This is a genomic window from Corynebacterium sp. CCUG 71335, from assembly GCF_024454075.1.
Taxonomy (GTDB): domain Bacteria; phylum Actinomycetota; class Actinomycetes; order Mycobacteriales; family Mycobacteriaceae; genus Corynebacterium; species Corynebacterium genitalium.
The window spans coordinates 20,396-39,979 of record NZ_JAGPYY010000006.1; the positions used below are offsets into that span (position 1 = coordinate 20,396).

Genomic DNA, 19,584 nt, shown 5'->3' on the forward strand with positions numbered 1-19,584 from the left:
CTTTTTAGTATCGCCCTTCAGCCTTTTCGGCGTGATCTCACCTGGGGAAACGTCGCGGAGATGGATCAGAAGGCGATACTAAAAATGTATGAAGCTCCCGCCACCGGCGAATTAGACGCCGTTGGCGGAAGCGTACTCGTCGGCGGTCATGAGCGGGCCGACCGCGGAAACCTCGACCTCGAAGAGCCACCCCTCGCCGAACGGGTCGTTGTTGATGGCCTCGTAATTGTCCTCGATGGACTCGTTCACGGCCGTGACGGTGCCGGTGACGGGGGAGTACAGATCCGAGACCGACTTGGTGGACTCAACCTCACCGCAGGTCTCACCGGCGGTGACGGTGTCGCCGACAGCAGGCAGCTCTGCGAAAACGATCTCCCCGAGGCGCTCGGTAGCCACGGAGGTGATGCCGATGCGCACAGTCTGGCCCTGAATGGCGTCAGCGGCAGCGTTGACCCACTCGTGGTCCTCGGAGTAAGAGAATTCCTGGGGCAGCGTGATGTCGGCCATGGTTACTTGTCCTTTCGGGAGTAGAAGGGGGTTTCGCTGACCGTGTAGGCGTAGCGCTTACCCCGGATGTCCACCTCAACCTTAGTGCCTGGCTCGGCGTGATTTGGGTCAATGTGCGCCAAAGCAACGGGGTGACCCAGCGTGGGGGAGGGCTGGCCCGAAGTAACGGTGCCAATCTGGGTGTCCGAGCCGTCCGCGAGGAAAACAGTAGCGCCTTCGCGGGCTGCGCGACGTTCCTCCGAGGTCAACCCCGCGATGACGACGGTCGGCTCGCGGCCGGTCAGCGCCTGCTTGCCCACGAAGTCCGCCTCTTTCTTCGCAAACGCCCGTCCCATCCCAGCTTCCACCGGGGTGATGTCTGCGGTCAGTTCGTGGCCGTAGAGGGGCATGGAGGCCTCGAGACGCAAGGAATCACGGGAAGCGAGACCGCACGGAGTGCCTTTGTCGACGACCGCGTCCCACACCTTTTGTGCGTCCTCGCGCATGCAGAACAGCTCAAAGCCGTCTTCGCCTGTGTAGCCGGTGCGGGCGACAAAGGTCTCGATGCCGTCAAGCGTCATCCACTCGCCCGAGTAGTAGGCGAGGTCGCCGGGGGTGCCGTCGATAAGCGGCTCGAGCACCTCGAGCGCACGCGGACCCTGGACTGCGACCAAGGCGACCGCTTCGGAATCGTTGCGGATCTCCACGTCGAAGTCGCCGACGCGGGCCTCGAACGCCGCCCAGACTGCGCCGGTGTTGCCGGCGTTGGGCACGACCATGAAGTGATCGTCAGCAAATTTGTACGTGATCAAATCGTCGATGATGCCGCCATCGTCATTCACGATCATCGAGTACTTCGCCTTGCCCACCTTGAGGGCGGAAAGGGAACTGATCAGAACGTAGTCGAGGTACGCACCGGCGTCGGGGCCTTTCACGTCGATCTCGCCCATGTGCGACAGGTCGAAGATGCCCACGTTGTTGCGCACAGCGCGGTGCTCCTCGAGCTCGCTGCCATATTTCAGAGGCATGGTCCAGCCACCGAAGTCGGTGAAGGTGGCGTTCAACGCCTCGTGGGCAGAGTGCAGTGGTGTTTGGGGCATGACTTAGATCCTGTTCTCTTCGGTGACAGTCGGGTCGCGCTCTTCATCGACGTCGCTTGCGGCAATATCGAAAGCCTCCGGCGGCGGGCAGGCGCACACGAGGTTGCGGTCGCCGTAGGCCTCGTCGATGCGGCGCACCGGCGGGAAGTACTTGTTGGTCAACAGCGAGTCGACCGGGTAAGCGGCCTCTTGGCGGCTGAACTGGTAATCCCAATCACCGACGACAACGCTGCGGGCGGTGAACGGTGCGTTGTGGACGACAGAGGCCTCGTAGGCGACGTGTCCGTCGATGATGTCCTGGATCTCCGCGCGGATGGAACGCATCGCTGTGATGAACCGGTCCAGCTCGGCGAGATCCTCGGATTCGGTGGGCTCGATCATCAATGTGCCTGCCACTGGGAACGCCAAAGTGGGGGCGTGGAAGCCGTAGTCGACGAGGCGCTTGGCCACGTCGGCAGCGGTCACGCCGCACCGGTCGGTCAGCGGGCGGAGATCCACGATGCACTCGTGCCCGACCAATCCGTTGTTGCCGGTGTACAGCACCGGGAAAGAGTCGTTGAGCTCGTGCGCTACGTAGTTGGCGTTGAGGATCGCGTTGCGGGTCGCAGACGCGAGGCCCTCTGCACCGGACATGGCGATGTACGCCCACGAGATCGGGAGCACGCCCGCAGAACCGTACGTGGTCGACGCGATAGGCACGCCGGCGCCCTCAGGAGCCTCCTGCGCGGCCTCAGAACCGCTGACCTGCGGATCAGACGGCAGGAACGGAGCCAGGTGCTTACCCACACCGATCGGGCCGACACCCGGTCCGCCGCCACCGTGCGGGATGGTGAAGGTCTTGTGCAGGTTGAGGTGCGAGCAGTCGCCGCCAAAGTCGCCGGGGCGGGCCAAGCCGGTCAGGGCGTTCATGTTCGCGCCATCGATGTAGACCTGACCGCCGACGGCGTGGACCTTCTCTGCGACCTCGGACACAGTGTCCTCGTACACACCGTGCGTGGACGGGTAGGTGATCATGATCGCCGCGACGTGCTCGCCGTACTGCTCGAGCTTCTTATCCAGGTCTTCAATGTCGATGGAACCGTCATCGGCGGTCGCCACGACGACCACGCGCAGATTCGCCAGCGTTGCCGAAGCAGCGTTCGTGCCATGTGCGGATGCCGGGATGAGGCAGATGTCGCGCTCGGTGTCGCCGTTGGCCACGTGGTAGCGGCGCATCGCTAGCAGGCCGGCCAGCTCACCGGTCGCGCCGGAGTTCGGCTGGACGGACACGGCATCGTAACCGGTGATTTCCACAAGCCAGCCGTTGAGCTCGTCGATCAGCTCGCGCCAGCCTTCGGTGTACTTGTCCGGCGTGAACGGGTGCACGTTGGCAAAGCCCGGCCACGTAATCGCCTCAAGCCCGGCAGTCGGGTTGAGCTTCATCGTGCACGAACCCAGCGGGATCATAGTGCGGTCGAGCGCCAGATCCTTGTCGCCGAGTTTGCGGATGTAGCGCATCATCATCGTCTCGGAGTGGTGCGTGTTGAATACCTCGTGCGTGAGCACGTCACTGGTGCGCAGCAGTGCTTCCGGCAGGTGGTTCTCGGCACCTGCTGCCGGCTGGTCAATAATGCCGAAGCCTCCGAGCAGACCGACCAGGTCGGCCTCGTCGGTGTCCTCACCAAAGCTCACGCCCACCGTGTCGGCGTCGATCGCGCGAACAAGATAACCGTTCTCAGCCAGCGCATCGACAATGCCTTGCGCACGGCCGGGCACCTTCACCGCGACAGTGTCGAAGAAGTTCTCGTGCGCGAGCTCCAGGCCCGCATTGCTTATCGACGCAGCAAACCGCCCCGCCCACTCATGCACCTGCTGCGCAATCTCGCGCAGGCCCTCCGGCCCGTGGTACACGGCGTACATGGACGCGGTGACCGCCAGCAGCGCCTGGGCGGTGCAGATGTTAGAGGTCGCCTTCTCGCGGCGGATGTGCTGCTCACGGGTCTGCAGCGACAGGCGGTAGGCGGGGAAGCCCTCAGCGTCGACCGAGACGCCGACCAGGCGGCCCGGCATCTGGCGCTTGAGCTTGTCGGTGACAGCCATGTAGGCGGCGTGCGGGCCGCCGTAGAACAGCGGAACACCGAAGCGCTGGGTGGTACCCACCGCGATGTCTGCGCCCATCTCGCCCGGGGACTCGACCAGCAGCAGCGCCAGCGGATCGGCAACCACGGTGGCCAGGCCGCCGCGGGAGTGGATCGCCTCGATAACCGGCCGAGGGTCGGTGATGTCGCCCTCTGTGCCCGGGTAGGCGATGACAACTCCGACGAAGTCTTCTCCGACCAAGTTGGAATCCAAAGCGGTGACCTCAACCTCGAGGTCCAGGGCGCGGGCGCGCTCAGCACCGACGGCGATCACCTGCGGGTGGAGACGGGAGTCCAGGATGACGCGGCGGCCCTTCTTCACGGCGCGCGACATCAGGCCGATGGCTTCAGCAACGGCAGAAGCTTCGCACAGGAGAGATGCGTTAGCCATCGGCAGGCCCGTAAGGTCCTGCACCATTGTTTGGAAGTTCAGCAGCGCCTCTAGACGGCCCTGGGAGATCTCCGGCTGGTAGGGGGTGTAGGCGGTGTACCAACCTGCATCTTCCACCACACCGCGGCGAATCACTGGTGGGGTGACCGTGGAGGAATACCCCTGGCCGTGGAAGGCGCGCAACACCGTGTTCTTGCCAGCTAGTTCGCGAAGGCGGTTCTGCGCCTCCTTCTCGCTCAGCGGCTCAGGCAAGTTCAGTGGCTGCTTGAGCAGGATTCCGGGGGGTGTTGCAGCGTCGACAAGCTCGGCGATTGAGCCGTAGCCAACGCGGTCGAGCATCTGCGCGCGTTCTTCATCAGTCGGGCCGATGTGGCGGGTGATGTAGTCCACGGTTCTCCTTTAGTTTCCGGGGTGATTCAGTTGGTCTCCCACAAGTTTAAGTGAGGGGTTTTAGAACTCGTCCACAGCTGCTTCGCCGAACAGCCACGTAACGGCAATCGCGCCGGGGTCGGGCACATCGGAGGCGGATTCGCCCAGGTAAGAGGCGCGTCCCTTCTTCGCTGCCATGCCGCGGGTCGACTTCGCGCCCTTGACTGCCGGCTCGAAAACGCGCTCCAGAACCTCATCGATGGATTCGGCGCTGGTGATGTCGGAGGCGGCCTTGGCGGCGGGAGCCAAAGCGTCGATAAGCGTGTTGTCTCCCTCCTTGGCGCCGCCGAGCTCCGTGATCGCCTCGACACCGTTGTTCAGGCCCGTCGCCAGCGTCTTCGCAAAGGCTCCCGCGCCCGCGTCGCGCGAGTCCACGCCGGTTTCAGCGAAGGCGTCGCTCATTTCGCGGAAGAACGTGCCCAGGACCGCGCCTGAGGTGCCGCCGGCACGCACGAGCATGCGGTGGGCGAAGAACTCGAGCGCTTGCTCGTCGGAGCACTTCAGCGGGGTCGTGATGTCGCCAAAAGCGGCTTCCATGTTCTGGCCGAAGTCGCCGTCACCGGCAATGCGGTCGAGCTCGGTGAGGTCGTCGAAAGCGCCAGAGAGGCGGTCGACAAACGCGCTGAGCCACTTGTTCTTCTTGCCGTTGACCGGCTGTTCAAAATCATCCTCCATCGCAGCAAGGGCGAACTTCGGGTTGACGGCAGCGGCGGGCCAGGCAGGGGCAGATGTCTCGGCATCGAGCAGCTCCAGCATTTCTCGGTTGACCTTCGTCAACGTCAGCGAGACACCGGCCATGTTCAGAGAAGTCACCAATGAGCCGCGGTAGCCGCGCTTGACCTTGATGCCCTTTTCCTCGAGCTGCTTGCACGCCTCGCCGAAAACGAGGTCGAGCTCCAGCTCGCTCGTGCCGCCCAGCCCGTTGACCAGAAGAACAACATCGGTGTTCTCCTTGACCGTGACGTCGGCCTTGTTGAGGGAAGTGATGATCCCGTCGAGCAGTTCCTCAACAAGGTTGGCTGCCGTCGGCTTCTTCACACCCGGTTTTTGCTTGCGGCGCTCAACACCAGGCTCGCCGTGGATGCCCACACCGATCTCGATCTCCTTCTCCTCAAGGTCGAAGGTTTGGCGGTCGCTGGTGGGCAAGTGGCCTGCCTGAAGCGCCACGGCCATGCTGCGGGACTGGTCGGCGGCCTTCTGCCCCCACTTGACCACATCTTTCAACTCATCACCGCGGGCAGCAGAAGCTCCGGCAATCTTCTCCACGATGATCGTCGCGCCGGTACCGCGCCGGCCGGGGGAGTGATCGTTGTCGATCTCAGTGGCGACATCGTCCGCCACGATGATCTGGCCGACTTCCCCCTCGACGGTGTTCGCCGCCACGGTGAAGTTCATGACGTCGCCCGTGTAGTTCTTCACCACATGGACCACGCCCTTGCCGCGGTCAGCCCACTCGGTGGCGGCGATGACCTGGACGGCGTTCGGGGAGGTGAACACCAGACCTGGGCAGGCCGCGTCCAGCATGCCCTCCCCAATGAAACCGGCGTGCATCGGCTCGTGGCCGGAACCGCCACCGGAAATCACGCCGACCTTGCCGCGCTGATTGCTCTCCTCCTGTGTGCGTTTGCGGCCGATGAACCCTTCGCTGTGCCACTCTGCATCCGGGTGAGCGGCGACAAGGCCGCCGATCGCTTCCTCGATGAAATCTGCTGCATCGTTGCGGAAGGATTTGAAGGTCTCGGTCTTCTTCTTTTTCGCGTTGTCCTGTACCTTTGCCATACCTCCAGTCTAGAGGGATCGGCGAGGTGGCGTGCCCGGTTCACAACCCGCACAGGGGTTGCACATCCGCGGTGACCATGGGATCTAGAAAAGCCGAAACCCGGCCCCAGCCGAAGCTGGAACCGGGCTCAGTGCGCGGAGACTGGGGGATTAGATGTCCAAGTCGTCCTGGAAGTCGCCGGCCTCGATGCGGTCCACGATGGTGGAGACGAAGCGGCCAGCGTCAGCACCGTCGACCAGCTGGTGGTCGTAGGTGAACGGCAGGAAGCACATCTGGCGGATCGCGATGGAGTCGATGCCGTCCTCGGTGACAATGACCGGGCGCTTCTGGATCGCCGCGGTGCCCAGGATGCCGGCCTGCGGCGGGGTGAGGATCGGGGTATCCAGCAGTGCACCCTCGGAGCCGATGTTGGACACCGTGAAGGTGGCCCCCGACAGGTCATCCGGGCGCAGCTTCTTGTTGCGTGCGCGCTCGGCGACATCAGCCACGCCCTTGGCAATGTCAGCCAGGTTCATGTCCTGAACGTTCTTCAACACCGGCACGAGCAGACCCTGCGGGGTGTCCACCGCCACGCCAATGTTGACGGTGTCGTGGTAGGTGATCTCCTTGGTCTCCGCGTTGTAGGACGCGTTGACGTTCGGGTGGGAAACCAGAGCCTCTGCGGCGGCCTTGATGAAGAAGTGCAGGTACGTGATGTTCACGCCGTGCTTATCGACGAACGCCGGCTTCGCAGCCTTACGCAGCTCTGCAACGCGCGTGACGTCGGCCTCTTGGACGTGGGTGAGCTGTGCAGTGATCTGCAGGGACTCGACCATCTTGGCGGCCGTGATTTCGCGGATGCGGTTGACCTTCTGGGTCGTGCCGATCAGCTCGGACTTCGCCGGGTCCACAGACTTCGTGGACCAGCGGGAGCGCGGGTCAGCGTCCTTCTGCTCAGCGGCAGCAGCCTGGGTCGACTCAGCGGAGTCGGCGGAGCCACCCTGCGCAGCAGCCAGGACATCCTGCTTGCGGATGCGGCCGCCGACACCAGTGCCCTCGATGGAGTTGAGGTCCACACCGTGCTTGTCAGCCAGCTTGCGCACCAGCGGGGTCACGTACGGCACCTTGCCGCCGTTGTCGACCTTCGCCGAGGTGTTGGTGGACTCAGCGGAGTCACCTGCAGGCTTCTCGTCCTTCTTCGGTGCCTCGGACTTCGGCTTCTCGTCCTTGGCTGCCTGCTTCTCTTCCTTGACCTCAGGCTCAGCGGGCTTCTCCTCCTTTGCAGGGGGCTCGGAAGCAGAGGTGCCAGAGTCGTCGGAACCGGAATCGTCAGCAGCCGCCTCAGCGTCACCGACGCGAGCAATGACCTCGCCGACCTCGACGGTGTCGTCCTCTTCTGCGAGGATTTCCAGCAGAGTGCCCTCCACCGGGGACGGGATTTCGGTGTCGACCTTGTCGGTGGAGACCTCGAGCAGCGGCTCGTCGACCTCGACCATGTCGCCGACGGACTTCAGCCACGTGGTGATGGTGCCTTCGGTGACAGACTCACCCAGTTCCGGCATCTCCACGTCGGTGGACTCACCAGAGCCCTTCTTGTTGGTGGAGGACTTGTTCTCGGAGTCCTTTTTCGGTGCGTCAGCCGGGTTGTCGCCTTCGCCTTGTGCCGAGTTGTCGTCGTCGACCTCTTCGTCAGCGTCAGCAACATCGTCCTCGCCGCGGTTGGTCTGCTCCGGCTCGTCGGAAGCACCAGCTGCGTCAGCGTCACCAACACGGGCGATGACTTCGCCGACCTCAACGGTGTCGTCCTCTTCCGCGAGGATCTCGACCAGGGTGCCGGCCACCGGGGACGGGATCTCGGTGTCGACCTTGTCGGTGGAGACCTCGAGCAGCGGCTCGTCGACCTCAACCTCGTCGCCGACGGACTTCAGCCACGTGGTGATGGTGCCCTCGGTGACAGACTCACCCAGCTCCGGCATTTCAACATCGGTGGCGCTTCCGGAGCCGCCGGACTTCTTCGGCGCGGACTCCTCCTGGGCCGGCTTCTCGTCGGCCTTTTCCTTCTCTGCCTCTGCAGAGTCGTCCGAGTCAGCCGCGTCAGAGCCGGAGCCGGAATCACCGGACGGCTCTTCGCCCTCGTCGCCGACGACAGCGATGACTTCGCCGACCTCGACAGTGTCGTCTTCCTCAGCCTTGATCTCCAGCAGCACGCCAGCGACCGGGGACGGGATCTCGGTGTCGACCTTGTCGGTGGAAACCTCGAGCAATGGCTCGTCGACCTCGACGGTGTCGCCGACCTCCTTGAGCCACGTCGTGATGGTGCCTTCGGTGACCGATTCGCCCAGCTCGGGCATCTCTACAGAGTGAGCCATGGTTGTGTGTGTCTCCTATAAAAGTTTGCAGACGTTGAATCTCTTCCCAGAGTACTCGCTTCCCAGGCATCGCGTCCGCAAGTGTGATGTCCGCCAAATACGGGGGGTGCGACAGGGGAGGCCTACAATATTGACCGTGTTCAATCTGTTCGGCTCACGCAAGAAGAATTCCCCGTTCAAGCCGCCGCGCGGCCCGGGGGAGACTGTGCGGCCGGAAGATGCCCAGTATCTCAAGCAGTGGGCGGAGCGGCATGGGTTCGTCGAGGGCTTCGTCGAGCCGGAAACGATGGTCAACGAAATGTCAGTCGTGCTCGTTGCGGACAATGGCGAGTACACGCGCCGCAACATTGGGGGACCCACGGGCATTGACGCGGTGAGCAAGATGCTGGGCATTTCGCTTTACGACGTTGAAGAGACCGGATACCCGGACCGCATGCGGAAACGGATGGAGCAGGAGCGGATCCTGCGTAAGCGCGCCGAACAAAAAGAACGCCGCGCCAAGTTCGAGCGCGGCGAAGACCCTAACGTCTAGGCGACGGAGCCCTTAAACGTTAGGAGCAGATCGAACGAATCGTCTCCACGATGGTGCGCACCGGCACACCGGTCGCCCGGGCGGGAATGAATCCGTAGGGGCCGCCGGTGTTCCAAGCGGGGGAGGCGACGTCGATATGCGCCCACGGGATCTCCTCGCCGTCGGCGGTCTCGCCCACGAACTTGGATAGGTAGGTGGCGGCGAATTCCATGCCGCCGAAGCGGTCCGAGTTGGCGTTTTTGATGTCGGCCACCTTGGAGGCGATTTCCTCGTCGTGTTCTTCCAGCATCGGCATGGCCCAGCCGGGTTCATCGATCTCGCGTGCCGTTTCGGCGATCTGGTCGCGCAGTTCGTCTGAACCCATGACGCCGAAGGTGCGCTTGCCCAGCGCCACCATCTGCGCGCCGGTCAAGGTGGATGTTTCGATGAGGTAGTCGGGGTGGTCCTCGCTGGCGCGGGCAATTGCGTCGGCAAGCACGAGGCGGCCCTCGGCATCAGTGTTGATCACCTCGGATGTCATGCCGCCGTAGTGGGTGATCACGTCGCCAGGGCGTTGCGCCGTACCGGATGGCATGTTCTCGGCCAGGGGAAGCCATGCGTCGACACGCACAGGTAGCTCGAGCGCCGCGATCGCGGAGGTAGCCGCGAGCACAGCTGCGGAACCTCCCATGTCCATCACCATCTGCTCCATCCCGGCGGCAGGTTTGATGGAGATGCCGCCGGTGTCGAAGGTGATGCCTTTACCGACGAGCGCCACGGACGTGCCCGCGTTCTCTGGCGCCCAGGAGAGGTGGACGAGACGCGGCGGACGCTCAGAACCCTGACCAACGGCGGTGATGCCGCCGAAACCCTGCTCGCGGAGCTGATCGTGGTCGAGTACCTCCACGGTGAGACCGCACCGACCGGCGACCGCAGTAGCGATGTCGGCGTAGTTGGCAGGGTAGAGCAGGTTCGACGGCGTGTTCACCAGGTCACGGGCGAGGACGACCGCGTTGGCAACGGTGACGGCGGCATCGAACTGGTCGCGGTCGGCCTCATCGCCGATGACAGTGACCAAGGGGCGCCGCGCCGGGGTGTCGCTGTACCCCTCGACCTCGGCAGTTTTCTCTCCTTCGGCGGTGTCCGGGGTGGCCTTCTCCGCACTCTTGAGGCCGTTGTAGGCGTAGCCGCCGAGCAGCAGCCCCTCCACAGTCGCGCGGATGCCGTAGCTGCCCAGAACGACTGCGTTCGTGGAGTCCTTCAGCCCCCGCGCAGCCGCACCCATCGCGCGGCGCAGAGCGGTCTCGTCCAAACCGTCCTCACCAACACCGACGGCAACGAAGAGCACACCGTCGCTGACGAGCTTCGTGATTTCCCCCAACTTGCCCGTCGCCCCGAGGGACTCGAGCTGACGGTAAACCTCAGCACTGGTCAGAGGTGACGTAGGCATCGCCAGCTCCCCATCCTCCTGCAGGACGGGGATGATCCTCGTGTTCGCTGACTCGGCTCTAGCAATGTCGGCGGCGAACTCCAGCTGCGGCATGGTGCCGTGCGCCGGTAGCAGATCGGTGAAGTGGGGAAGTTTCGCGTGAGTGGACATGCCAGCGATCCTACTGGCCTCGCTGACTACGGATAACCCCCGGTCTGGACTATGGCAGCGCGGTCGGGGGCGGTCGGGGGCGGGAGTATGATTCCGGGTATGACGAACCACAACCTCCCTGAATTCACCGTTACAAAGAACGAGAATCCGAAGAGTGCGCAGGAGCGCGCGGAGATTCTGGAAAACCCAATGTTCGGTAAGAAATTCACCGACCACATGGTTTCCATCGATTGGGCTAAGGATCAGGGGTGGCACAACGCGCAGGTGCGCCCGTATGAGAATGTCTCCTTCGATCCGGCATCGATGGTGTTCCACTACGGTCAGGCCATCTTTGAGGGGTTGAAGGCCTACCGTCACGCCGACGGCACCATCGTCACTTTCCGGCCGGAACAGAACGCGCGCCGTATGCAGAACTCGGCGGAACGTCTGGCTATGCCGGAGATTCCGGAGGAGCTGTTCATTGAGTCGCTGCGCCAGCTGGTTGATATTGACCACGAGTGGGTCCCGGAGGCCGGGGGTGAGGCGGCGCTGTACCTCCGCCCATTCATGATCTCCACGCAGGTCGGGTTAGGCGTGCACCCGGCTGACTCCTACACCTTCTTCGTCATCGCGTCCCCGGCTGGCTCCTACTTCTCCGGCGGCGTGAACCCGGTCAAGGTGTGGATTAGCGACGATTATGTCCGCGCCGCGCCAGGCGGTACCGGCGCAGCCAAGTTCGCGGGCAACTACGCCGCGTCTCTGCTGGCCCAGGCGCAAGCCGAAGAGAAGGGCTGCGACCAGGTGGTGTGGCTTGACGCTATCGAGCGGACCTACATCGAAGAGATGGGCGGCATGAACCTCATGTTCGTTTATGGCTCCGGTGACAGCGCCAGGGTGGTCACCCCGGAATTGTCCGGCTCGCTGCTTCCGGGTATTACGCGCGACTCACTGTTGCAGGTCGCACGCGACCTTGGCTTTACGACGGAGGAAGTGCGCATCACAGTCGACGACTGGCGCAACGGTGCCGAATCGGGGGAAATGACCGAAACCATGGCATGCGGCACCGCAGCAGTGATCACCCCGGTCGGCCACGTCGTGGGCAATGACGTTGACTTCACCGTCAACGGCAATGAAGCCGGTGATGTCACGATGGCGATGCGCGATCGTCTCACCGCGATCCAGCGCGGTGAGCATGAGGACACCCACGGCTGGCTGCACACCCTGGTGCAGGGCGGGAACTAAAGCACCGGGTCGCCGCTGGCGGCTTGGTTGTCAGCCTGCTGGCTGGCCTGGGCGCGCATCTCGTCGCGCACCAAGTCCACGGCAGCTTTGACCAAGGGAAGGGTGGCGGCTCCGCCAGTTGCTTGTCCCGTGGACATGTCCAGGGCAGCCACCGGCGTGAGATCAAGTGCTTGGAGGCAGACCATGTGGCACGGTTCCGGACTCAACTGGCCAGCGAGGAGCCATTCTTTCGTCCCCGGAGCGAGGCGCTCGGCGGTGTAGGCCGCAACGGCGGTGTATGCGCCGTCGATAAGCACTGGCGTACGCCGCACCGCGCATTGCGCAATGAACGCAGTGAGCGCAACGAAGTCCGGGGCCGAGATTCTCCGCAGCACTTCGAGGACGTCCTCGCGCTGGTCGCGGACGCGGAACATGGCATCGCGCACCGCGGCGACTTTGGTTTTCCACACTTCGTCATTAATCCCGCTGCCACGCCCAACGGCGACAGCCGGTTCCGTGAAGGTGAACGTGCCCATGACCGCAGCGGCGACGGTGGTGTTCCCCGCGCCGAGGTCACCGAGCACGATCAGATCGCTGCCTGAATCGATCTCGTGATCCGCAGCGGACATGCCTAGCTGCGCGGAGCGCTCGAACTCATCCGGGCTCATGGCATCGTCGACATCGATGGGGCCGGACGGGGCGTCCACGTTGACGTCGATAAGGCGCACGGATGCCCCAGCATTCCGAGCGAGCGCACACACTGGTGCCGCACCGGATTGAATTTCCTGCGCTTGCACCGCCGTCGCATCAGGAGTGAACGCAGAGACACCGCGCTGCGCAATGCCGTGGCTACCGGCGAACACGACCACTCGCACCGTGCCCAGGGGCCTCGGTGGAGCCTCGCCTTGCCGTCCAGCCACCCACGCACCGATGCCTGCTAAGCGGCCAAAAGACAGCCCCCGCGGATTCTGTGTCAACGCTGACTGGACTGCAGCCTCCGCAGACGCGTCAGGGGCGGGGACCGGATCGAACGCGAGCGAAAGAGGAGTGGACACGGCGCTGGCCCCTTCTACACCTTGGAACCGAGAGCGACCTGCGGCTTGGGCGTGCGCCAGTTGCGTGGCTGTGACGCGCGGGAGAAGGCGTACATGCCCAGGCCAAAGCCGGTGTCATTCTCCTCAGGGAACTTCTCCTTGACGGCCCTGTTGGCCTTGCGGCCGATGATGAACGCCTCCGCCAGCACCGTCGCGATGAAAATCATCGACAACGTCGACAGCACCGCAGCCATCTGCGGCACGAACTGGCCGATGAGCATAATCAGCAACATCACGAACGCCGCCGGCATGATGTAGTTGGAGATGAAACGGCGCGAATCCACCCAATCGCGGACGTACTTGCGCACCTTTCCCTTGTCGCGGTCCATGAGGTACGCCTCTTCACCGGCGTCCATCTTGGCCTGCAATTCCTTGTTCTGTGCGCGGCGCTGCGCGCGCTCCTGCTTCTTGTAGTCCTTCCACTCTTCCTTGGACATGGACTTCTTCAGCTCTTTGCGCTTCTGCGCAGCCTGCGGAGTGGACATCGCGTTCGGGTCGCGGATCACACCGCGCTTGACCTCCTGGTCGTGGCGCTTCGGCGTGGGGCGCCCCTTCGGCGGAGTGTAGCCCTTGGGCAGTTTCTTCTCTGGGGCATTTTTAGCGCCGTCCGTGCTTGCCGTGCTGGTCGTGCTGGTCACCTCGGACTTGTGTTCAGCAAGATCGACTTTGGTGGAGCCGCCGGCCGCGGCGTCGGTCGCGTCAGTTTTCTGCCAGGGAAGTTTCACGCTCTCTAGGCTACAAGGCCGGTTTCTGTTACAGCCACACAGGGTCGACGGGTTCGTGCAGCTTGACGGCCGTGGCAGTGCGCCGGTTTCTGCTCCTGGAATGCAGTTCGCATCGTGGGTGTTGGACACGGTAGAAGTCCGCTCCTTCGCTCCAAGTTAGGGTGCACTAGCATCCGTTCCGGCTCGGGGAGTAGGCTCGGACCCCGAAACTGCAACACGGCCTCAATTGGCCAAGGAGATGTTTTATGACTGCACCGACTTCCACTACCGGCGTCAAGCTGACCGACGCAGCTGCAGCTAAGGCAAAGGCGCTGCTGGATCAGGAAGGCCGCAACGACCTGTCTCTGCGCATCGCTGTGCAGCCGGGTGGCTGCGCTGGTCTGCGCTACCAGCTCTACTTCGACGACCGCGACCTCGACGGCGACAAGGCCGATGTCGTCGGCGGTGTGCGCCTCGTCGTGGACAAGATGTCTGTTCCGTACCTCATGGGCGCAGAGATCGACTTCGCAGACACGATTGAGCAGCAGGGCTTCACCATTGATAACCCGAACGCCGGTGGCTCCTGCGCCTGCGGCGACTCTTTCAACTAAGACGAACGCTCCGCTGAGAGCGAGGATTGAATTAAGCGCCCCTCGGGGCGCTTAATTCTTTAGGTTGAGTACCGGTGCTAGCCGGTGCCCTAGCATCTATTCGCAGCCGTGCTCCTCGCGAAGCCATGTCTTGGCCGCTGCCAAAGCAGCGTCGCTCGAATCAGTCTTTGTGTCGGGTTCGATTGGATCCTCCGCGTAGGTTTGGCCGGTACGGTCGCGGTTCCTGGCTGTGGTGAGCATCAGCTCGCTGCCGTCGGGGAATTCATAGACATTATTCGCCGAGGCGAACCCAGCGGTCGGCGTGCCGAAGCTGCGGGAATTGTCCAGACCGCGGAAGGACAGCATGGTCGCCTCACCGGAAGACGCGGTCGCGTCACTGACGAGCACAGCCGTCGGCGCATCCCATTTGCCACCGGTGGTTGAGAGAGGAGTGCCGCCGCCGCTGACTGAATTCCCCTCGACCTTCACCGGCATCGCATTGCCGGAAGCGACGAACTCGATCGCAGTGCCGTCGGGGATGATGGGAGAGAGACCCGCCAGCATAGGGCCCATGTCGCCGCCGTCGTTGGTCTGTAGATCCACGATTGCGCCGCATGCGCCGTTATCGCGGGCCTGCGTCAGGCCGTTCGACAGCTCGTCAGCGTAGCTCTGCACGTCGTCGTCGCGGTGGATACCGGGAACCGTGGCGATGGCGACGGCACTCTCCACGTTGACGGTGGGTTCGGATGCGCCGTCTTCGGCGTTTTCGTCATCAACGCGCTGCTGCTTTTCATCGGGGGAGATCAGGCGCGAGTGCTTACCGCCCGCGGCGCGAACCGCGTTGTTGAGATCTTCGCGCACTTCGTCGACAGAATCCGCCTTCTTGGCCACATCTTTGGCGTGCTCGCTCGCGGCCGAGAATTCCTCCGAGTCGCTGTAGATACCTTGCTCGGCCAGCTGAAGTACCGTCGAGGTGTAGCGTTTCGGTGAGTCCGTGCCCACAAAACGTGCCGTCCCCGTAGTCATCGCGGTGACGGCCGGGCCGTAAAAGTACACGGCTACTGCAGCGACTATCACCACGGCGAGGGCTAGCGCCCCGATCACGGTCCAGACTTTCCTTCGGTTTGTCTTGGTCTCGGACTTTCGCTGTAACTGCTGGTTGCTCTGCGCGTTGGTCATAGTGCGAATTGAACCGACAGAAGCACGAAAATTCAGTAACCCTGCTTATCCAATCGGGGTAGAGCCAGCACTACCCCGTCCACCGGCGTGTGTGGTGCCGACGAGCGGGGTAGTGGGGCAGGGAGAGTGGTGAGCCTTAGAGCTTCACCGGATAATCGCGCTGCTCAATGCCGGGATCGATGCGGTGCTCGACGAAAATGCCGTGCCAGACCATGAACGCCAGCACGGTCCACAGACGACGCGAGTGGTCGGAGACACCGTCGCGGTGCTCCTTGAGCATCTCTTCGACTTCGTGCTTGTTGAAGATGTCGTCGGTCTGGGAGTCGCGGATGGTCTGCTGGGCCCAACCGTAGAGCTCGTCGCCGGCGAGCCAGTGGCGCATAGGCACGGGGAAGCCGAGCTTCTTGCGGTGCAGGACGTGCGGCGGGACGATCTGCTCCATGGCCTTGCGCAGGGCGTATTTGGTTGTTCCGTCCGCGATCTTCAGATCGTGAGGGATGGTCTCCGCGACAGCGAAGACCTCCTTATCCAGGAACGGCACGCGCAGCTCGAGGGAGTGCGCCATGTTGATCTTGTCAGCCTTGACCAGGATGTCGCCGCGCATCCACGTGAACAGGTCCAAGTGCTGCATGCGTGCGACCGGGTCCATTCCCGTGGACTCGGCGTAGATCGGTGCTGTGACCTCGCGGTGGTCCCACTCGCGCTTGGCCCACGGAAGCACTCGGCGCAGCTGGTCGTAGTTGAAGGAGCGCGCGTTACCGTAGTAGCGATCCTCCATCGGCATCGTTCCGCGCTCAAGCAGTGACTTACCCTTCATTCCCTCAGGCAGAATGTGGCTTAACCGATTGAGGCCCTTGAGCAGGGGGTCCGGCATTTTCTCGAACGGCGCGAGAGACAGGGGCTCCTTATAGATGGTGTAGCCGCCGAAGAGCTCGTCCGCGCCCTCACCGGACAGGACCACCTTGACGTGCTTACGAGCTTCTTGCGCCACGAAGAAGAGCGGGACGAGCGACGGGTCAGCCACCGGGTCGTCGAGGTACCACATGATCTTCGGGATGGACTCGGCGTATTCCTCCGGAGAGACGATCTTGACTATGTGTTCAACGCCGATCGCTTCCGCGGACTCAGCCGCGACATCGACCTCGGAGTAACCCTGGCGTTCAAAACCGGTGGTGAACGTCAGCAAGTTCGGGTTGTGCCGCTTAGCCAATGTCGCAATAGCGGTCGAGTCAATACCGCCGGAGAGGAAGGAGCCGACGGTCACATCTGCGCGCATGTGCTTTGCGACGGAATCTTCCAGGGCGGCGGCAATAGCGTCGAAAAGCTTCTGTTCTTCGCCTTTGATCACCGGCGTGACATTGAACTGGGGCCGGAAGTAGCGCTCCGCGACGACCTCACCGCCGGGGGTCAGCGTGGCGGTGCATCCAGATTCGAGCCGGCGGACGGCCGCGTGGAGAGATTCCGGCTCCGGGACGTACTGCAGGTCCACATAATGCTCGATGGCGCGCTTATCCAGGCTCAGATCCAGCCCGAGCTCCGGCGCCATCTCCAGGATGGACTTCTTCTCCGAGGAGAAGACGGTGCCTGCGTCAGTTGTGGCGTAGTAGAGGGGCTTGATTCCGAACTGGTCGCGGGCAGCGAACACGACCCGGTCCTGGGTGTCCCAGATGGTGAAGGCGAACATGCCTCGGAGGTGGTTCACCACGTCCTTGCCCCAGTGGTGGTAGCCCACCACGATGGTTTCGGAATCACCGTGCGTGTTGAAGGTGTAGCCGAGGGCGGACAGCTCATCGCGCAGTTCTATGTAGTTGTAGATCTCACCGTTGAACGTCAGTGCGTAGCGCTGCGGGTTGTCTTCCGGCCCCCAGCGCAACGGCTGGTGGGAGTGCTCGAGGTCAATGATGGACAGGCGGTTGAAGCCGAAAACTGCGTCATCGTCGTTCCACGTCCCGGCGGCATCTGGGCCGCGGTGGTGGAAACATGGCAGGGCACGCTCGGTGGCCGCGACGAAGCGGGCAGCGTCCGAATTGCTGCTGAGCATTGCGAGAAGACCGCACATAAGTGGGTGGCTCCTTAGAAAGAGTTGAGTAAAACTAGCTCCACCCACAATAGATCTGCGGGGCGCCGCTGAGTCTATTGGTGTCGCACCACCTTTAGCCCGTCCCCGTTAGGGGTGCAACTTCCGATTGATATTCTGCAAGATAAGTGTGACCGCAATTACGCCTGTGGGAAATCTGTGGCGGATCTGCGCACAGTGACTGCAGGTGACCGGCTAGGACAGCGCCTCTTTGGGGGCTCTGCGTAGGCCGTGGCTCTGCGTCGCCGAAAACGCGGGAGCCGTGCAGGTTAAACATGTGGCGCTGATCCTCTATTCTGACTGGGTAGGAATATTCTGTGTGGATAGGAAGGCTTTACACACGTGGATACGGCAAAGAACCGTGGCCTTGCCAAGAAGCTCTGCTTCGCAGGGATTATCGCCCTGAGCGGCTTGGGCCTGACGGGCTGTGAGGTCGCACCGCCGAGCGCACTCGGCAACCTGCTGGACATGGGCTGGCCTGACCCGGTCACCCCTGAAGGTGCCAGCATGTACAACTTCTGGGTCTGGGTCTGGCTCGTTGCCTGGATCATCGGCATCATCATGTGGGCCATCTTCATCTACGCGGTCTTCGCGTGGAACAGCAAGCGCCGTCAGAAGCAGGGCCACGGTGAGTTCCCGAAGCAGCTGCAGTACAACATCCCGCTCGAGCTGGCGCTGACCATTGTGCCGATCCTGATTGTCATGGTCCTGTTCTTCTTCACGGTCCAGGCGCAGACCAAGGTTGTGGCCCTGGATAAAGAGCCTGATGTCACTGTCGATGTCACGGCGTTCCAGTGGAACTGGAAGTTCGGCTACGCGGAGGTCAAGGGAGACCTGTCGCCGGTCGGCGGGGACTATGACGGTAGCGATCTGGAGCGCCAGAAGCTGGCCGACGAGACCAAGATCGACGACGAGAACATGGTCAACGGCAACCCGATCCACGGCCAGTCTTCGAACGACCAGTCCTACCTCAACTACAACCTGATTGAGACTGTCGGTTCCACCGAGGAAGTTCCGGTTCTGGTTCTGCCGACCGACACAGCGATCGAGTTCCGTCTCGCATCCAGCGATGTGAGCCACGCCTTCTGGGTTCCGGAGTTCCTGTTCAAGCGCGATGCTTACTCTCACCCGGAGATGAACCAGCAGGAGCGCAGCTTCCAGATCGAGGAGATCACCGAGACCGGTTCCTTCGTCGGCCGCTGTGCTGAGATGTGCGGTACCTACCACGCAATGATGAACTTCGAAATCCGTGCGGTCACGCCGGATCAGTTCCGCGAGTACATGGACTTCCGCCACAACAACCCCGAAGCATCCAACTCCGAGGCTCTCGAGGCCATCGGCGAGGAGCCGTTCGCTACGTCCACCCGCCCGTTCAACTCCGACCGCACCGGCACGCGCGACGGAAACAACGCCGTCGACAACGTCGGCATCTAAGAGAGGCTAGGTACACATCATGCGTGCAGGATCAAAGGTCTTCTACGGAATCGGCGTCTTCATCGCGGTCATTGCGGTGCTCTACGCCCTGGGCACTAACTTCGTCGGCGACGACGCGTACATGGGCGGCTACGAATGGGCCGGCGGTGTGGCCCTGGTTCTCGCAGCTGCTTTCTCCTTCATGCTCGGCGGTTACCTTCACTTCACCGAACGTCGCATCGATATCCTCCCGGAGGACTGGGAGGAAGCAGAGGTTGAGGACGGCGCTGGTGTTTTGGGCTTCTTCTCCCCGAACTCCGTCTGGCCGATGGTGATGACTGGTGGCATTACCCTCATGGCTTTCGGGATCTGCTTCTGGCAGCTGTGGCTTCTGGCCCTTGGTGTCGTCGTGCTCATCTGGGGCGTGACGATGCTGAACCTGCAGTACGGTATCCCCCGCGAGAAGCACTAAGACTTCGCCGCAAAGGCGAACGTAACTTCCGCCCCCACGCCCCGTGGCGTGGGGGTTTCCATTTTTCTATTGGGGCAGACCAACCTTTCGGTC

The 19,584-nt window shown here is 62.8% G+C and carries 15 protein-coding genes; 5 read left to right on the forward strand and 10 right to left on the reverse strand.

The annotated features are described in order from the left end of the window. Positions 1–111: 111 nt before the first annotated feature. The 5 genes from gcvH to sucB form a co-directional block, all read right to left on the reverse strand. Positions 112–507, reverse strand: a complete 396-nt coding sequence (gene gcvH, locus KBX19_RS05890; protein WP_255994775.1) for a glycine cleavage system protein GcvH — start codon at positions 505–507, stop codon at positions 112–114. A gap of 2 nt (positions 508–509) precedes the next feature. Then, positions 510–1,586: a glycine cleavage system aminomethyltransferase GcvT gene (gene gcvT / locus KBX19_RS05895; protein WP_255997882.1), complete on the reverse strand. Its 1,077-nt coding sequence runs from the start codon at positions 1,584–1,586 to the stop codon at positions 510–512. A gap of 3 nt (positions 1,587–1,589) precedes the next feature. After that, a complete protein-coding gene (gene gcvP, locus KBX19_RS05900) occupies positions 1,590–4,484 on the reverse strand; it encodes an aminomethyl-transferring glycine dehydrogenase (RefSeq protein WP_255997883.1) in 2,895 nt (964 codons plus the stop codon). A gap of 60 nt (positions 4,485–4,544) precedes the next feature. Then, entirely contained in the window at positions 4,545–6,302 is a 1,758-nt protein-coding gene (locus tag KBX19_RS05905; RefSeq protein WP_255997884.1) for a dihydroxyacetone kinase family protein, read from the reverse strand. Positions 6,303–6,452: 150 nt separating this feature from the next. Next, positions 6,453–8,651, reverse strand: a complete 2,199-nt coding sequence (gene sucB / locus KBX19_RS05910) for a 2-oxoglutarate dehydrogenase, E2 component, dihydrolipoamide succinyltransferase (RefSeq protein ID WP_255997886.1) — start codon at positions 8,649–8,651, stop codon at positions 6,453–6,455. Between the two features lie 136 nt (positions 8,652–8,787). Between sucB and KBX19_RS05915 the strand changes: the two genes are divergently transcribed. Beyond that, a complete protein-coding gene (locus KBX19_RS05915) occupies positions 8,788–9,183 on the forward strand; it encodes a hypothetical protein (protein ID WP_040424316.1) in 396 nt (131 codons plus the stop codon). 19 nt (positions 9,184–9,202) lie between these two features. Here KBX19_RS05915 and KBX19_RS05920 read toward each other — a convergent pair whose 3' ends face one another. Next, positions 9,203–10,762, reverse strand: a complete 1,560-nt coding sequence (locus KBX19_RS05920) for a leucyl aminopeptidase (RefSeq protein ID WP_255997888.1) — start codon at positions 10,760–10,762, stop codon at positions 9,203–9,205. A gap of 99 nt (positions 10,763–10,861) precedes the next feature. On the opposite strand from KBX19_RS05920, the gene KBX19_RS05925 reads away from it, so the two are divergent. Then, positions 10,862–11,983, forward strand: coding sequence for a branched-chain amino acid aminotransferase (locus tag KBX19_RS05925; protein WP_255997890.1), 1,122 nt, complete (start codon positions 10,862–10,864; stop codon positions 11,981–11,983). Here KBX19_RS05925 and KBX19_RS05930 read toward each other — a convergent pair. Together KBX19_RS05930 and KBX19_RS05935 are read right to left on the reverse strand one after the other, a co-directional pair. Further along, a complete protein-coding gene (locus KBX19_RS05930; protein WP_255997891.1) occupies positions 11,980–13,017 on the reverse strand; it encodes a nicotinate-nucleotide--dimethylbenzimidazole phosphoribosyltransferase in 1,038 nt (345 codons plus the stop codon). The two genes, KBX19_RS05925 and KBX19_RS05930, sit on opposite strands and share 4 nt — an antisense overlap. A gap of 14 nt (positions 13,018–13,031) precedes the next feature. Further along, positions 13,032–13,781 carry a DUF3043 domain-containing protein gene (locus KBX19_RS05935; protein ID WP_255997893.1) on the reverse strand — a complete coding sequence of 250 codons (750 nt, stop codon included), beginning with the start codon at positions 13,779–13,781 and terminating at the stop codon, positions 13,032–13,034. Between the two features lie 245 nt (positions 13,782–14,026). On the opposite strand from KBX19_RS05935, the gene KBX19_RS05940 reads away from it, so the two are divergent. Beyond that, a complete protein-coding gene (locus tag KBX19_RS05940) occupies positions 14,027–14,371 on the forward strand; it encodes an iron-sulfur cluster assembly accessory protein (RefSeq protein WP_005289494.1) in 345 nt (114 codons plus the stop codon). A gap of 96 nt (positions 14,372–14,467) precedes the next feature. Here KBX19_RS05940 and KBX19_RS05945 read toward each other — a convergent pair whose 3' ends face one another. After that, on the reverse strand, positions 14,468–15,529 hold the full coding sequence (locus KBX19_RS05945) for a S41 family peptidase (protein ID WP_005289496.1): 1,062 nt from the start codon (positions 15,527–15,529) through the stop codon (positions 14,468–14,470). Positions 15,530–15,665: 136 nt separating this feature from the next. Further along, complete coding sequence (gene asnB / locus KBX19_RS05950) at positions 15,666–17,588, reverse strand: asparagine synthase (glutamine-hydrolyzing) (RefSeq protein ID WP_255997894.1); 1,923 nt, start codon at positions 17,586–17,588, stop codon at positions 15,666–15,668. A gap of 360 nt (positions 17,589–17,948) precedes the next feature. On the opposite strand from asnB, the gene KBX19_RS05955 reads away from it, so the two are divergent. Continuing rightward, positions 17,949–19,040: a cytochrome c oxidase subunit II gene (locus KBX19_RS05955; RefSeq protein ID WP_005289500.1), complete on the forward strand. Its 1,092-nt coding sequence runs from the start codon at positions 17,949–17,951 to the stop codon at positions 19,038–19,040. Positions 19,041–19,059: 19 nt separating this feature from the next. Then, positions 19,060–19,491, forward strand: a complete 432-nt coding sequence (locus KBX19_RS05960) for a cytochrome c oxidase subunit 4 (protein WP_255997895.1) — start codon at positions 19,060–19,062, stop codon at positions 19,489–19,491. Positions 19,492–19,584 lie beyond the last annotated feature (93 nt).